The following is a 15,684-nucleotide window of genomic DNA, read 5'->3' as shown; positions in this document are numbered from 1 at the left end:
CGGCCTCCGCGATACTCGCGAGACGGCACGGCACGGCACGATGAAGGAAAGTCACGGTCACAGAAGGGGCGGAGCCGTGAGCGGTGAGGACCGGCGGGACTACGACGGCTACGCCCGGTTAGGGCTGGACCGCAATGGACAGGCCGAGGCGTTCGACGCCATCGGCGACCGCTACGACGAAGCCTTCCCCCACAAGGAGGGCCAGCTCGCGGCCGGCGCCTGGCTGGCCGCCGCCCTGCCGCCGGGCTCCCGCATCCTCGACGTCGGCTGCGGCACGGGCCTGCCGACGGCCCGTCAGCTCGTCGCCGCGGGCCACGAGGTGACCGGCGTCGACCTCTCCCCCGGCATGCTCGACCTCGCCCGCGTCAACGTGCCGGACGCCACCTTCCACCGGGGCGACCTCGCCGATCTGCGCGACGGGCACCTGGGCACGTTCGACGGCATCGCCGCGTTCTTCGCGCTGCTGATGCTGCCGCGCCCGGAGATCCCGTACGCCCTGCGCATGCTGCACGACCTGCTCAGACCCGGGGGCCTGATGGCGCTCTCGATGGTCGAGGCGGATGTCGACGACTACGCGATCCCGTTCCTGGGCAACACGATCCGGGTATCGGGATACCTGCGGGAAGAACTGCGCCAGGTCGTGCGCGACGCGGGATTCGACATCGCCGGGGAGAGCTCGCCGGCGTACGCCCCGGCGAGTACGGACGTACCACCCGAGATCCAGCTCTTTCTCAACCTGCGCCGCGTCTGACCCACGTGTGTCCCGCCCCCGGGCGGGCACACGGCCCCGACGGATGGAACCCCACGCGTGACGGAGCACTCCAACTCCCACGGAAGACACCCCTTGCCCCTGCCGGGCCAGGGACACCGTGAGCCCGGTGACGCCGCGGCCGCCGACCGGCGCCGCGAGGCCGTCGCCGCCCCCGCCGCCCGGCACGCCGACGGCGAAGCCCACGCCCCCGCCGGCACCGGCACCGGCACCGAGGGCAGCCGGGACGGCCACCGCGAGCCGGAGCGGCGGGTGCGCGCGAGCGCCGAGGCGCACGCCTCCGCCGGGCACCCGGACGCCACCGGGCCCGCCTCCGGCGAGGACCGCGCATGCCGTCCCGGCGACGTGCCGCCACCCGCCGGGCCGCCGGACGGCGGCAGCGGCGGCACCGGCCCCGCCGACGTCGCCCGCGCGCCCGCAGGCGGCCCCGGCGGCGGGGAGCGGCTGCGGTTCGTGGGCGCGGCCACGCGGCGCATCGCGCGCGGGATCGACCTGGACGAGATCGTGCTGGGCCTGTGCCGGGCCACGGTGCCGACGTTCGCCGACGCGATCCTGGTCTACCTGCGCGACCCGCTGCCCGTCGGCGACGAGCGGCCCGTGGGCCCGGTGGTGCTGCGGCTGCGCCGCACCGACCGGCTGCCGGAGTACGTGCGCGAGGACCGTGAGGACGCGGACGCCCCGCCGGAGCGGCTGCCCGACCCCGGCCCGGAGCTGGCGGAGGCGGCGGCCGAGCGCTGCGAGGTGCGCATAGGCGGGCCGCTCGCGGAGGTGCTGCGGGGGGTCAGGCCCGTGTTCGGGGACTCCTCGGCCGCGCGGGCGGCGCTCCCCGAACTGCTGGGCGAGGGCCGGCACATACCGCTGTGCCAGCGCACGATCCTGGCGCCGCTGCGCGGCCGCCGGCGGGTGATCGGCGCGGCGGTCTTCATCCGCCGCATGGACCGGCCCGCCTTCGAGGGCGACGACCTGCTGGTCGCGGCGCAGCTGGCGACCCACACCGCGCTGGGCGTGGACAAGGCCGTGCTCTACGGCCGCGAGGTCTACATCGCCGACGAGCTGCAGCGCACCATGCTGCCCGACTCCCTCCCCCAGCCGACCGGCGTCCGGCTGGCCAGCCGCTACCTCCCCGCGGCCGAGACCGCCCGGGTGGGCGGCGACTGGTACGACGCGATCCCGCTGCCCGGCAACCGGGTGGCGCTGGTGGTCGGCGACGTCATGGGCCACTCCATGACCTCCGCCGCGATCATGGGCCAGCTGCGCACCACCGCGCAGACCCTGGCGGGCCTGGACCTGCCCCCGCAGGAGGTGCTGCACCACCTCGACGAGCAGGCGCAGCGCCTGGGCAGCGACCGCATGGCCACCTGCCTGTACGCGGTGTACGACCCGGTCGCCCACCGCATCGTGATCGCCAACGCCGGCCATCCCCCGCCCGTCCTGCTGCACCGCGGCGGCCGGGCGGAGGTGCTGCGGGTGCCGCCGGGCGCGCCGATCGGCGTGGGCGGGGTGGACTTCGAGGCCGTGGAGCTGGACGCGCCCGCCGGGGCGACGCTGCTGCTCTACACCGACGGTCTGGTCGAGTCGCGGATACGCGACGTGTGGACCGGCATAGAGCAGCTGCGCGAGCGGCTGATCGACACCGCCCGGCTGACCGGCCCCAACCCGCCGCCGCTGGAGCCGCTGTGCGACGAGGTGCTGGGCATGCTGGGCCCGGGCGACCGGGACGACGACATCGCGCTGCTGGCGGCCCGCTTCGAGGGGATCGCGCCGAGCGACGTCGCCTACTGGTTCCTCGACCCGCGCCCGCAGACGGCCCGCCAGGCCCGCCGGCTGGCCCGCCGGGCGCTGACGCGCTGGGGCCTGGAGGAGCTGACGGACTCGGTGGAGCTGCTGGTCAGCGAGGTGATCACCAATGCGGTGCGGTACGCGGAGCGGCCGATCACCCTGCGCCTGCTGCGGACGGACGTGCTGCGCTGCGAGGTCGGCGACGACGTCCCGCAGCTGCCCCGGCTGCGCCAGGCGCGGCCGTCCGACGAGGGCGGCCGGGGGCTGTACCTGGTCAACAAGCTCGCGCGGCGGTGGGGGGCGACCCGGCTGAGCACCGGCAAGGTGGTCTGGTTCGAGCTGCCGCTGCCCTCGCAGGGGCGCTGAGACCGAGTTCCGGACAGAGTCCGGTCTTCCGTTGCCGACGTCCTGTCGGCAACGGAAGACTGACTGCGCCGCGGGCGGGCAGGCACCCGCCCGTCCCACCGTCATCGTTCCGGGAGGCGTCCCATGACCGATTCGGCGCAGAGCGTTCCGTACACCACGAACAACGCCGGCATCCCGGTGGAGAGCGACGAGCACTCGCTCACCATCGGCGACACCGGGCCCATCCTGCTCCAGGACCACTACCTGATCGAGAAGATGGCCCAGTTCAACCGCGAACGGGTTCCCGAGCGCGTGGTCCACGCCAAGGGCGGTGGCGCCTACGGGTACTTCGAGGTCACGAACGACGTCAGCCGCTACACCAAGGCCGACCTCTTCCAGCCCGGCCGGCGCACGGAGATGCTGGCCCGCTTCTCGACGGTCGCCGGCGAGCTGGGATCGCCGGACACCTGGCGGGACCCGCGCGGCTTCGCCCTCAAGTTCTACACGCGGCACGGGAATTACGACCTGGTCGGGAACAACACCCCCGTCTTCTTCGTGCGCGACCCGCAGAAGTTCCAGGACTTCATCCGCTCGCAGAAGCGCCACCCGCGCACCGGGCTGCGCAACAACGACATGCAGTGGGACTTCTGGACGCTCTCCCCGGAGTCCGCGCACATGGTCACCTGGCTGATGGGCGACCGGGGCATACCGAAGACGTGGCGGCACATGAACGGCTACGGCTCGCACACCTTCATGTGGGTCAACGAGGCCGGCGAGAAGTTCTGGATCAAGTACCACTTCACGACCGACCAGGGCATCGAGTTCCTCACCCAGGCCGAGGCGGACGAGCTGGCCGGGCACGACGCGGACCGGCACCGCCGCGACCTGTACGAGGCGATCGAGGGCGGCGACGCCCCCTCCTGGACGATGTACGTCCAGGTCATGCCCTTCGACGAGGCGGCGGACTACCGCTTCAACCCCTTCGACCTCACCAAGGTGTGGCCGCACGCCGACCATCCGCTGATCGAGGTCGGGCGGATGACGCTCGACCGCAACCCCGAGGACCACTTCGTCCACATCGAGCAGGCGGCCTTCGAGCCCTCCAGCATGGTGCCCGGCATCGGCCCCTCCCCGGACAAGATGCTGCTGGGGCGGCTCTTCTCCTACCCCGACACCCACCGCTACCGCATCGGCCCCAACTACCAGCAGCTCCCGCCCAACCGGCCGCACTCCCCGGTGGCCTCGTACGCCAAGGACGGCCCCATGCGCCACGAGCCCGCCCGCGTGGCCCGGCCGTACGCGCCCAACTCCTACGGCGGGCCCGCCGCCGACACCCACCGCTTCGGCGAGATCGCGGGCTGGGCGGCGTCGGGCGAGATGGTCCGCGAGGCCTACCGGCTCCACCGCGAGGACGACGACTGGGGCCAGGCCGGCACGATGGTCCGCCAGGTCCTCGACGACGCCGCGCGCGAGCGGCTGGCCTCCAACGTGGCCGGCCACCTGTCGGCGGGCGTGAGCGAGCCGGTCCTGGAGCGGGCGCTGCAGTACTGGCGTGCCATCGACAAGGCGCTGGGCGACCGGATCGCCGCCAAGGTCAACGGCGGCTGAGCGGCCCCGGAACGCGGACCGGCCGCCGTCCCCTCGCGGGGGACGGCGGCCGGTTCGGCGTCGCACGGGGCTACTGCGGCGGGACCTGGGTCTCCCGGCCGCCGTTGGGCCGGGCACCGTCGCTCGAGCCGCCCGTGGGGACCGTGGGAGTGGTCGGGACCGGCGGCGTGGGCTTGTTCGTCGGCCTGCCCGACGGCTTGCCCGAGGGCTTGTCCGAGGCGGACCTCGAGGGGGTCGACGAGGGCGACTGCGTGCTCTTCGACGGCGTGGCCGAGGGGGACGGCGAGGCCGGGGCGGACGGCTTGCCCGAGGCGGTGGGCGCCGGGCCCTGCACCGCGGTGAAGCCGCTGTCGGTCTCGAGGTCGAACTTGGTCTTGTCGTCGTCGCCGTCGCCGTAGACGGACGAGGTGTACTCGGCCCAGATCCGGGCCGGGTACGAGCCACCGTTGACGCGGCCGCCGCCGCCGGTGCCCTGCAGGGTGACCTGCGTGCCGCCCTGGCCCTCACCGAACATGGCCACGGTGGTGACCAGGCCCGGGGTGTAACCGGCGAACCAGGCCGACTTGTTGTCATCGGAGGTACCGGTCTTGCCGGCCACCTGGTACGCGGGGTTGGCCACGACGCTGGCCGTACCGTCGTCGACCACGCCGGTCATGACGGAGGTCAGGCCGTCGGCGGTGTTGCGCTCGACGACGCGGTCGCCGATGGCGGCCGGGAGCTTGAACTCCTGGCCGCGCAGGGTCGCCGACTTGATGATGCTCGGGGTGACCTTCTTGCCGTGGTTGTCCAGCGTGGCGTAGACGCCGGCCATCTCCAGCGGGCTGGCGCCCATGGAGCCCAGCGCCATGGCCGGGGTCTCGTCGAAGTCGCTCTTCATGCCCAGGTCGACGGCGGTCTTCTTGACCTTGCCCATGCCGACGTCGACGACCATCTGCGCGAAGACCGAGTTGATCGAGTCGTTCATCGCCTTCTGGACCGACACCGGGCCGTAGCTGACGTCGTCCTCGTTCGGCGGGGCGTAGGGGATGGTGCTGCCCTGGACCGGACGGCGGGTGGTGCCGTCGTAGGTCGTGGAGGGGTTGATCGGCTGCCGGTCCTGGGTCTTGGAGTCGTTCTCCAGCGCCGAGGCCAGGATCAGCGGCTTGAACGTCGACGCGGGCTGGTAGTCCGCGCGGGTCGCGTTGCTGATCTGGTGCGTGGCGAAGTCCGAGCCGCCGTACAGGGCCACGATCTTGCCGGTCTTCGGGTCCACCGAGACCGCGCCGGCCTGCACGTGCTTGTCGACCTCACGGGCGCTGGGCTGGAGGTCGTCGAGCAGCCTGGTCTTGATCGCCTTCTCCATGGCCTGCTGCTTCTTGGAGTCGATGCTCAGCGTGATGGTCCAGCCGCCGGCCGCGAAGGCCTGCTCGGCGTCCTTGGCGCTGCGGCCGTCGCCCTCCTTCATCAGGTCCCGGATGATCTCCTTCTTGGCGGCCTCGACGAGGTAGCCGTTCTGGCCCTTCAGTCCGGCGGAGGCCTTGGGCTTGCCCGGCTCCTTGAACGTCATGCCCCGGCGCTCGTCGGCCTTGAGCCAGTTCTGCTCGACCATCTTGTCGAGGACGTAGCCCCAGCGGGCCTTGGCGTTGGCCTTGCCCGCCTCGGTGGACGAGGGGCCGAACTCGTACTGGCTCGGGGCCTGCAGCAGGGCGGCCAGGTAGGCGCCCTCCTCGAGGCTGAGCTTGTCGACGTCCTTGTTGTAGTACGCCCGCGCCGCGGCCTGGATGCCGTAGGCGCCCCGGCCGTAGTAGCTCGTGTTGAGGTAGCCCTCGAGGATCTCGTTCTTGTCCTTCTCGTCCTGGACCTTCAACGAGATGATCAGCTCCTTCACCTTGCGGGTGACGGTCTGACTCTGGTCCAGGTAATAGTTCTTGACGTACTGCTGGGTGATGGTCGAACCACCCTGCTTGCCACGGCCTATGACCGTGTTGAAGATGCCGCGGGCGGTGCCCTTCAGGTCGACGCCCGGGTCGGTGTAGAAGTTCTTGTTCTCGGCGGCGACCACCGCGTGCTGGACGACCTCCGGCACCTTCGCCAGCGGCACTTCCTCGCGGTTGACCTCGCCGATGCGGGCGATGGTCTTGCCGTCGCTCGACTTGTAGACGTTGCTCTGCAGCTTGGCCGCAGAGTTCCCCTTCGGCACGTCCACGGAGAGGTACAGCGCGTAGAACGCGCCCACCCCGAGGGCGATCACGGCTATGAAGTAGGCCAGCAGCTTCTTCCAGGTGAAGAACCGGCGTATGCCCTTCTTCTTGGGCTTGTTGCCACCCTTTGCGGGGCGACTGCCCTCGTTCTGCGCCTGTCGCGCTTGCGCTCGGCCCATCTCTCCCGTAGCTCCAGTCCGTCCGCCCCCAACCCAGCTCACGAAGCTAACACCGCAACTGCCATCAAACGCCCATCGATCACGGCAATAACGGACGTGACATACAGCACCCCGGTTGGCGGGAACCGGGTGCGGCGTAGTGCGGGGAAACCGTACAGGGCGATAATGTGCTATCACTTTGATAGACAGCCGAGAACGTGCGGAGGACCGCCGCGCGTCGAGCGAAACGGGGGCCCACCATGTCCACGACCACCACCGAGAACCCGCCGACCACGCCCAAGCCACGCGTGCGGGAACTGCCCGCCAACGACATCGGCGGCGGCCTCGCCCTGCTGATGGGCCTGGTGGGCCTGGTCGCCGGGGCGGGCCTGGTGGCGGCGGGAGTCGTCACCAGCTCGCACGTCGCGGGCGGGGTGACGGCCGCGCTCGTCGCCGCCGGAATCCTCGTCGCCCTCGCCGCGATCACCGCCATGAGCGGGCTGAACACGGTCGCCCCCGGCCAGGCCAAGGTCGTCCAGCTCTTCGGGCGCTACCGCGGCACGATCCGCACCGAGGGCCTGCGCTGGGTGAACCCCTTCACCAGCCGCGAGGAGATCTCGACCCGGGTCCGCAACCACGAGACGGCCGTACTGAAGGTCAACGACGCCTACGGCAACCCCATCGAGCTGGCCGCCGTCGTGGTGTGGGAGGTCGAGGACACCGCGCAGGCGATGTTCGCGGTGGAGGACTTCCAGGAGTTCGTCGCCACCCAGACCGAGGCGGCCGTGCGGCACATCGCCATCGAGTACCCCTATGACGCGCACGACGAGGACGCCCTCTCACTGCGCGGCAACGCCGAGGAGATCACCGAGAAGCTCGCCGTCGAGCTCCACGCCCGGGTCGAGACCGCCGGCGTGCGCATCATCGAGTCGCGCTTCACCCACCTGGCCTACGCCCCCGAGATCGCCTCGGCCATGCTGCAGCGCCAGCAGGCCGGAGCGGTGGTCGCCGCGCGCAAACTGATCGTCGAGGGCGCGGTGGGCATGGTCGAGCAGGCCCTGGAGCGCATCAACGAGCAGGGCATCGTCGAACTGGACGAGGAGCGGAAGGCGGCCATGGTGAGCAATCTGATGGTGGTGCTGTGCGGTGACCGGGCCGCCCAGCCCGTCCTGAACACCGGCTCCCTCTACCAGTGACGGACGACGCCCCCCGCGGTGGACGGCCGCAGCAGCGCAAACAGGTACTGCTGCGGCTCGACCCGCTCGTCCACGACGCACTGACCCGCTGGGCGAACGACGAGCTGCGCAGCGCCAACGCGCAGATCGAGTTCCTGCTGCGCAAGGCCCTGACCGACGCCGGGCGGATGCCCCGTCAGGCGGCGGCCATGCGCCGGCGGGGCCGGCCGTCGAAGGCCGAGCAGGAAGCCGGGCGGGATGCCGTACAGGAGGCGGAAGCCGAGCCGGGAACCTCATAGAGCCAGTCGGCTGTACACCGCGTCTATACATCCTGTGTATAGACGCGGTGTACAGTCCTGCTCATGTCAATCGGACACACGCTGCTCGGCCTCCTCGAGGCCGGTCCGCGGCACGGCTACGACCTCAAGCGCGCGTTCGACGAACGGTTCGGCCAGGACCGCCCCCTGCACTACGGGCAGGTCTACTCGACGATGTCGCGGCTGCTGAAGAATGGGCTGGTCGAGGTCGAGGGCATCGAGCAGGGCGGCGGCCCCGACCGCAAGCGGTACGCCATCACCGACGCCGGCGTCACGGACGTCGAGCGCTGGCTGGCGCAGCCCGAGAAGCCCGAGCCGTACCTGCAGTCCACGCTCTACACCAAGGTCGTCCTCGCCCTGCTGACCGGCCGTGACGCGGCCCGGCTGCTGGACGGGCAGCGCGCCGCCCACCTGCGGCTGATGCGCGGGCTCACCGAGCGCAAGCGCGGCGGCGACCTCGCCGACCAGCTCATCTGCGACCACGCGCTCTTCCACCTGGAGGCCGACCTGCGGTGGCTGGAACTGGCCGCCGCCCGGCTGGGTCAGCTGGCGAAGTCGGTGGGGTCGTGACGCCCGCGGGCTCACTCCTCGCGGGCACCGGCCTGCGCAAGGCCTACGGGCCGACCACCGCCCTGGACGGCGCCGAGTTCTCCGTCCACCCCGGCGAGGTGGTGGCCCTCATGGGCCCGTCCGGCTCCGGGAAGTCGACGCTGCTGCACTGCCTGGCCGGCATCGTGCGCCCCGACGCGGGCTTCGTCGGCTACGACGGGCAGGACCTGACCGGCATGTCGGACGCCGAGCGCAGCGCGCTGCGCCGCACCGACTTCGGCTTCGTGTTCCAGTTCGGCCGGCTCGTACCGGAGCTGACCTGCCTCGAGAACGTCGCACTGCCGCTGCGGCTGTCCGGCGTCCGGCGCCGGGCGGCCGAGGCCCGCGCCCTGGAGTGGCTGGAGCGGCTGAAGGTGGAGGACGTACGCACCCGGCGTCCCGGGGAGCTCTCCGGCGGCCAGCAGCAGCGCGTCGCGGTCGCGCGGGCGCTGGTGACCAACCCCCGGGTGATCTTCGCCGACGAGCCGACGGGCGCGCTCGACTCGCTCAACGGCGAGCTCGTGATGGACCTGCTGTCGGACGCCGCGCGCAAGGCCCACGCGGCCGTCGTCCTGGTCACCCACGACGTGCGCGTCGCCGCCTACTCCGACCGCGAGGTCGTCATGCGCGACGGCCGCGCGAACGACATGGCGGGAGCGATATGAGCGGCCCCCGTGCGTGGGCGCGCGACCTGGCCATGGGCGCCCGCTGCGCCGTCACCGGCGGCCGCGAGGGCTGGCTGCGCACGGCGCTGACGGCGGCGGGCGTCGGCATCGGGGTGGCGTTATTGCTGGTCATGGCGTCGGTGCCACAGGCCCTCGAGGCCCGGGAGAGGCGCGCCGCGGCACGGGACGTCTCCCTCGACGGTCAGCTCACGCGGCCGGGGCCGGCGACCCTGCTGGTCCAGGACGCCGGCACCGAGTACCGCGGCCGGGACATCACGGGCAGCCTGCTGCTGCCCGAGGGGCCCCGGGCCCCCAAGCCGCCCGGCGTGGCGGAGTTCCCCCGTCCCGGCGAGATGACGGTCTCCCCCGCCCTGGCCGCCCTGCTGCGCTCCGGCGAGGGCGAGCTGCTGCGCGAGCGGCTCCCGTACCGCATCACGGGAACCATCGGCCGCGCGGGCCTCCTGGGCCCCGACGAGCTCGTCTACTACGCGGGCGCCGGCCATCTCGTCCCCGGCGACCCCGACTCCCGGTCCAGGCAGGGGGCGGTGCGCGTCGACGACTTCGCCCGCGTCCACGAGCCGCACCCCATGCGGACCGAGCTGCGGCTGCTGGCCGCCATGGCCTGCGCCGTCGTGCTGATGTCGGTCGCCGTCCTGATCGCCACGGCCGTGCGGTTCGGCGGCGAGCGCCGGGACCTGAGGCTGGCCGCGCTCCGGCTGGTGGGGGCGGACAGCCGCATGACGCGGCGGGTGGCGGCCGGTGAGGCCCTGAGCGGCTCGCTGCTGGGGCTGGTCGTGGGGACGGGGCTGTTCTTCGCCGTCCGGGGGTTCGCGCCGTGGGTCAGGGACCATCGCGTCGGCGTCTTCCCCTCCGACGTCGCGCCGGGCGTCACCGCGGCCGTGGGCATCGCGCTCGCGGTGCCGGTCGCGGCCGTGCTGGTGTCGCTGTTCGCACTGCGCGACGTCGCGATCGAGCCCCTGGGCGTGGTCCGTGAAACGGCGCGCCGGCCGCGCAGGCTGTGGTGGCGGCTGCTGCTCCCGGCGGTGGGCCTGGCCCTGCTGATCCCGGTGGACGGCAAGGCTCCCGGGCTCTACGGCGGCTGGCTCTTCGGCTACCAGGTCGCGATCGGCTCGGCCCTGATGCTGGCCGGTGTCACGGCCCTGCTGCCCTGGCTGGTGGGCGCGTTCGTCGCGCGCCTGCGCGGCGGCCCGCCGTCCTGGCAACTGGCCGTGCGCCGCCTGCAGTTGGACGGCGGCCCGGCGTCGCGGGCGGTCAGCGGGATCATCGTCGCCGTGGCGGGGGCGATCTCCCTGCAGCTGCTGCTGGCCGGAACGAACGTCTCCTTCCCCCTCGTCGAGGAGGACGGCCGCGGAAAGGTGGTGACCGCGACGGTGCCGCTCCCCCGGGGCGGCGACGCCGGGTCCCTCACCGAGCGGCTGGCCGGCACCGCGGGGGTCCGCAAGGCGGCCGGACGCGTCACCTTCGACGCCTTCCGCGACGGCAGGGGCGGCAGGGGCGGCATCGTGCCGGTCTCCGTCGCCGACTGCGCCTCGCTGCGCGACCTCGCCGGCATCGGCCCCTGCCGGGACGGGGACGTCTTCGTCGGCCGGTTCGCCCGCCCCGGCATGGAGTTGCAGTTGCAAGGGGTCGATGAGAAGTGGCTTCCCTGGAAGGTGCCGGACTCGGCGCCCGCCGCTCCGGAACCCGTACGGGATGACGCCTTCCGCAGGACCGGCGTCGACGGCGTGCTGGCCACCCCCGGCGCCCTCGACACCCACCGACTGCGGGCCGCCTCGGCCGTCGTGACGCTCCGCCTCGACCCCACCACCCCGGAAGCGCTCGAGTACCTCCGCAACGCCGCGGCGCGGACCGGCCCCAGGGTCGACGTCGTCGACACGGGCCAACGCCCGCCGGAGGAGACCACCGACTACTGGCCGCTGCTGCGCGCCCTGCCGGCGGGCGCCGCCCTGACGCTCGCCCTGATCGCCGCGAGCCTGACGCTGGCCACGTACGAGCAACTGCGCGAACGCAAACGAGTGCTGGCCACGCTGTCCGCCTTCGGCACGCGCACCTCCACCGTGGCGTGGTCGGTGGTCTGGCAGACGGCGATCCCGGTGCTGCTGGGCATGACGCTCGCCGTCACGGGAGGCCTCGCCCTGGGCTGGGCGATGCTGCGGGTGGTCTCGAGGCCGGTGCGCGACTGGTTCGCCTTCCTGCCCGTCGTGGGCTGGGGCCTGGGCGTCGTCGCACTGATCACGGCGGCCGCGCTGCCGGCGCTGTGGCGGCTGACCCGCCCGGACGGGCTGCGGGCGGAGTAGCCGTACGTCACTTCTCCACGATCCGCACCGGCAGCCGCGCCAGCTCACCGCGCAGCGCGGCCGCGAACTCCTCGAACTCGCCCTGGCGCGCCGCTCCGCTGCGCATCGCCAGCGCGATGCGCCGCGAGGGGGCCGGCTCGGCGAAGTCGCCGGTGGCGAGCCGGTCGCTGCGGCCGGTCTCGACGCGCAGGGCGGTGCGCGGCAGCAGGGTGACGCCCAGCCCGCCGCCGACGAGCTGCACCAGCGTGGAGAGCCCGGCGGCGCTCGTCGTCATCGCCGCGCCCTCGGCGCGCCCGGCCTCCCGGCAGATGTCGAGCGCCTGGTCGCGCAGGCAGTGCCCCTCGTCGAGGAGCAGCAGGTCCAGCTCGCGCAGCGCCTCGCGCGGGATGTCGCCGCGCCCGGCCAGCCAGTGGTCGCAGGGCGTGACGAGCACGAAGTCCTCGTCGAAGAGCGGGATTTCGGTGATGCCGGGGGCGCCCAGCGGCACGGCGAGCAGCAGCAGGTCGAGGCGGCCGTGGGTGAGGCCGTCCAGCAGCGAGGAGGTCTGTTCCTCGTGGACCTGCAGGTCGAGGGCCGGGTAGGCGTCGTGGACCAGGCGCAGGACAATGGGCAGCAGGTAGGGCGCCACCGTGGGGATGACGCCGAGCCGCAGCACGCCGGTGAAGGGCGCGCGGGCCGCCTCGGCCTCCTCCATGAAGTCCGAGACGGCGTCCAGGACGGTGCAGGCGCGCGCGGCGAGCCGCTCCCCCGCGGGCGAGAGCAGCACCTTTCTCGTCGTACGCTCGAGGAGCTGGATGCCGAGGGACTCCTCGAGCGCCGCGACGGCGCTGGAGAGCGCGGGCTGGCTCATCCCGATGGCCGTGGCCGCGTCGCGGAAGTGCAGGTGCTCCGCCACGGCGACGAAGGCGCGCAGCTGGGCGAGGCTGGGCTGGCGGGGCCGTGCCGACGGGACCCTTCCCGCCCCGGGCCGGGCCACTGCGGCCCGCTCCGGTCCCGGTTCCGGCTGCCCCTGGGCTATGGACGACGTCACTGATAACCACCTCCGATCAACACCACCCAGTCTAGCTATTTCCGCTATCAATGCCTCCTGTGGCACTGTGGTGGACGTCCAACCCGCAGGAAACCTTGTGAACAGGGGTTTCCTCAGTTGCAAGGAGAGCGCGTGCTCACTGTCGGTGACCAGTTCCCCCAGTACGACCTGACCGCCTGTGTGGACCTCGACGCGGACAAGGCCTTCAAGCAGATCGACCACAAGTCCTACGAGGGCAAGTGGCGCGTCGTCTTCTTCTGGCCCAAGGACTTCACCTTCGTCTGCCCGACCGAGATCGCCGCGTTCGGTCAGCTGAACGACGAGTTCGCCGACCGTGACGCCCAGATCCTCGGTGTCTCCGGCGACTCCGAGTTCGTCCACCACGCCTGGCGCAAGGACCACAAGGACCTGCGCGACCTGCCCTTCCCGATGCTGGCCGACGCCAAGCACGAGCTGATGCAGGCCTGCGGCGTCGAGGGCGAGGACGGCTACGCCCAGCGCGCCGTCTTCATCGTGGACCCGAACAACGAGATCCAGTTCGCCATGGTGACCGCCGGCTCCGTCGGCCGTAACCCCAAGGAGGTCCTGCGGGTCCTCGACGCCCTGCAGACGGACGAGCTGTGCCCCTGCAACTGGACCAAGGGCGAGGAGACCCTCGACGCGGTCAAGCTCCTCGCGGGCGAGTGAGCTGATTCCCCATGGCCCTCGATGAGCTGAAGTCCGCCATACCGGACTACGCCAAGGACCTGAAGCTGAACCTCGGCTCGGTCATCGGCAACTCCAACCTGCCGCAGCAGCAGCTGTGGGGCACCGTCCTGGCCTGCGCGATCGCGAGCCGTTCGGCGATCGTCCTGCGCGAGCTGGAGCCGGAGGCCAAGGCCAACCTGTCGCCCGAGGCGTACACGGCCGCCAAGGCCGCCGCCGCCATCATGGCGATGAACAACGTCTACTACCGCACCCGGCACCTGCTGTCGGACCCGGAGTACGGCAACCTGCGCGCGGGCCTGCGGATGAACGTCATCGGCAACCCGGGCGTGGAGAAGGTCGACTTCGAGCTGTGGTCGCTGGCCGTCTCGGCCATCAACGGCTGCGGGATGTGCCTCGACTCGCACGAGCAGGTGCTCCGCAAGGCCGGTGTGGACCGCGAGACGATCCAGGAGGCGTTCAAGATCGCCTCCGTCCTGCAGGCCGTCGGCGCCACCCTGGACGCCGAGGCCGTGCTGAACGGCTGATCCGCCTCGTACGACGAAACGGGCCCCGACCTCCTTGGAGGTCGGGGCCCTTTTCGTCATGCGCCGCGCGTCATGCCGGAGGGGACGGCGGCGGCGCCTTCACGGCCGCCGTCTCCCCGGGCGAGACCTCGAGCACCGCCCGGGCCGCCTGCTCCTTGGCGTACGCGCGGAGGTAGCCGACCACCGTGTTGGTCACCGCCACCAGCGGGACCGCGACCACCGCGCCGCCGATGCCGGCGATCATCGAGCCGGCGGCGACGGAGAGGACGACGGCCAGCGGGTGGACCCGCACGGCGCGGCCGAGGATGAAGGGCTGGAGGACATGGCCCTCGATCTGCTGCACCGCCAGCACCACCAGCAGCACCATCATCGCCGTGAAGACGTCACGGGTGACCAGCGCCACGACGACCGCCAGGGCGCCGGAGACGACCGCACCCACCAGCGGGATGAAGGCGAAGAGGAAGATGAACACGGCCAGCGGCACATACATCGGCACTTCGAGGAAGAACAGCCCTATGCCGATGAAGATCGCGTCGATGAGGGCCACTATCACCGTGCCGCGCACATAGGCCGTCAGCGTCGCCCACGCGCGCGGGCCCGCGCCCGCCACGCCCTCGCGGGCCCCGGACGGCACCAGCTTCAGCAGCCACTGCCAGATCCGGGGGCCGTCGTAGAGCAGGAAGAGCGTCGAGAACATCGCGAGCAGGATGCCCGTCAGCACCTCGATGATGACCTGGACGCCCTCTATGCCGGCTGTGGTGATGTCCTTGGTGTTGGTGCCGATCGCCTCGCTGAGCTTGTCGGCGATGTTGTTGATCTGGCTCTCGGTGACGTGGAAGGGGCTGGTGAGCAGCCAGCGCTTGAGCTCGGAGATGCCGTGCTGCACCTGCCGGGACAGGTCGTCGAGGTTCTCGGTCACCTGCCAGACCACGAACCACCCGACCAGCCCCATGACGACGAAGCCGGAGATGAAGGTCATGGCGGTGGCCAGCCCGCGCGGCACGCCGCGCCGCCTGAGCAGGGCCACGGTCGGCTGCAGCAGCGCGGTGATCAGCAGGCCGGCGACGAAGGCCAGCACGACCAGCCGCACGGCGCTGATGACGCGCATCAGCACCCACAGCGTTCCGGCCAGCACCAGCAGCCGCCAGCTCACCTCGGCCGCGACCCGCACGCCCCACGGGACGGCGGCGACCGGGTCCTGACGTGCCGCCACGGCGGGCGCGTAGGCGGGCGGCGGCGGGACGTGCTCGGGCTCCGCCGCCGGCTGGGCGGCCGGATCGGACGCATGGACGGAGGACGGCGTGGGTACGGGCTCGGGCGTGGGCGCGGGTGCGGGCCCGACGGCGGCCTTGTGGCTCTCGAGCCGCTCCGCGAGCCGTGTGAGCCCTGCCCCCAGGCCACCCACCCATCGTGGCAATCTGGACATTTCTCTTCCTCTACCCCCACTCCCCCGTGGCCATCCGTGCTGACGTTACCTCTCCCCCGGCACGCCGAAGCCCCCGGCCGCTGCGGGCCGGGGG

13 protein-coding genes are annotated in these 15,684 nt (G+C 72.2%); 10 read left to right on the top strand and 3 right to left on the bottom strand.

Annotation, left to right across the window (positions count from 1 at the left end):
- Positions 1-40 precede the first annotated feature (40 nt).
- The 3 genes from IE295_RS29795 (at position 41) to IE295_RS29785 (ending at position 4,501) form a co-directional block, all read left to right on the top strand.
- Positions 41-751 (top strand): class I SAM-dependent DNA methyltransferase, encoded by a 711-nt coding sequence (locus IE295_RS29795; RefSeq protein ID WP_190066881.1) that lies wholly within the window; start codon positions 41-43, stop codon positions 749-751.
- 57 nt (positions 752-808) lie between these two features.
- Entirely contained in the window at positions 809-2,914 is a 2,106-nt protein-coding gene (locus IE295_RS29790) for an ATP-binding SpoIIE family protein phosphatase (protein ID WP_190066880.1), read from the top strand.
- A 123-nt stretch (positions 2,915-3,037) separates the two neighbouring features.
- Complete coding sequence (locus IE295_RS29785; RefSeq protein WP_190066879.1) at positions 3,038-4,501, top strand: catalase; 1,464 nt, start codon at positions 3,038-3,040, stop codon at positions 4,499-4,501.
- Between the two features lie 70 nt (positions 4,502-4,571).
- Here the strand turns inward: IE295_RS29785 and IE295_RS29780 are convergent, their stop codons facing one another.
- Complete coding sequence (locus IE295_RS29780; RefSeq protein WP_190066878.1) at positions 4,572-6,860, bottom strand: transglycosylase domain-containing protein; 2,289 nt, start codon at positions 6,858-6,860, stop codon at positions 4,572-4,574.
- A 239-nt stretch (positions 6,861-7,099) separates the two neighbouring features.
- Between IE295_RS29780 and IE295_RS29775 the strand changes: the two genes are divergently transcribed.
- From IE295_RS29775 to IE295_RS29755, 5 genes are all read left to right on the top strand, one after another.
- Entirely contained in the window at positions 7,100-8,035 is a 936-nt protein-coding gene (locus tag IE295_RS29775; RefSeq protein WP_190066877.1) for an SPFH domain-containing protein, read from the top strand.
- Positions 8,032-8,313 carry a type II toxin-antitoxin system antitoxin gene (locus IE295_RS29770; protein WP_190066876.1) on the top strand — a complete coding sequence of 94 codons (282 nt, stop codon included), beginning with the start codon at positions 8,032-8,034 and terminating at the stop codon, positions 8,311-8,313. The genes IE295_RS29775 and IE295_RS29770 overlap by 4 nt, the downstream gene beginning before the upstream one ends.
- 63 nt (positions 8,314-8,376) lie before the next feature.
- Positions 8,377-8,901 (top strand): PadR family transcriptional regulator, encoded by a 525-nt coding sequence (locus tag IE295_RS29765; RefSeq protein WP_190066875.1) that lies wholly within the window; start codon positions 8,377-8,379, stop codon positions 8,899-8,901.
- Positions 8,898-9,584 (top strand): ABC transporter ATP-binding protein, encoded by a 687-nt coding sequence (locus tag IE295_RS29760; RefSeq protein ID WP_190066874.1) that lies wholly within the window; start codon positions 8,898-8,900, stop codon positions 9,582-9,584. The genes IE295_RS29765 and IE295_RS29760 overlap by 4 nt, the downstream gene beginning before the upstream one ends.
- Positions 9,581-11,902, top strand: a complete 2,322-nt coding sequence (locus IE295_RS29755; RefSeq protein WP_190066873.1) for an FtsX-like permease family protein — start codon at positions 9,581-9,583, stop codon at positions 11,900-11,902. The genes IE295_RS29760 and IE295_RS29755 overlap by 4 nt, the downstream gene beginning before the upstream one ends.
- 7 nt (positions 11,903-11,909) lie before the next feature.
- Here the strand turns inward: IE295_RS29755 and IE295_RS29750 are convergent, their stop codons facing one another.
- Positions 11,910-12,878, bottom strand: coding sequence for a LysR substrate-binding domain-containing protein (locus IE295_RS29750; RefSeq protein ID WP_190066917.1), 969 nt, complete (start codon positions 12,876-12,878; stop codon positions 11,910-11,912).
- A gap of 186 nt (positions 12,879-13,064) precedes the next feature.
- Between IE295_RS29750 and IE295_RS29745 the strand changes: the two genes are divergently transcribed.
- Both IE295_RS29745 and IE295_RS29740 read left to right on the top strand, forming a co-directional pair.
- Positions 13,065-13,619 (top strand): peroxiredoxin, encoded by a 555-nt coding sequence (locus tag IE295_RS29745; protein WP_190066872.1) that lies wholly within the window; start codon positions 13,065-13,067, stop codon positions 13,617-13,619.
- A gap of 11 nt (positions 13,620-13,630) precedes the next feature.
- Positions 13,631-14,164 (top strand): alkyl hydroperoxide reductase, encoded by a 534-nt coding sequence (locus IE295_RS29740; RefSeq protein ID WP_190066871.1) that lies wholly within the window; start codon positions 13,631-13,633, stop codon positions 14,162-14,164.
- A 70-nt stretch (positions 14,165-14,234) separates the two neighbouring features.
- Here the strand turns inward: IE295_RS29740 and IE295_RS29735 are convergent, their stop codons facing one another.
- Positions 14,235-15,590, bottom strand: coding sequence for an AI-2E family transporter (locus IE295_RS29735; protein ID WP_190066870.1), 1,356 nt, complete (start codon positions 15,588-15,590; stop codon positions 14,235-14,237).
- Between the last annotated feature and the right edge of the window lie 94 nt (positions 15,591-15,684).

The sequence above is a fragment of the Streptomyces griseocarneus genome (genome assembly GCF_014655595.1).
Taxonomy (GTDB): domain Bacteria; phylum Actinomycetota; class Actinomycetes; order Streptomycetales; family Streptomycetaceae; genus Streptomyces; species Streptomyces griseocarneus.
The sequence above is the reverse complement of the archived record's forward strand: the minus strand, read 5'-3'. Positions and strand labels throughout refer to the sequence as shown.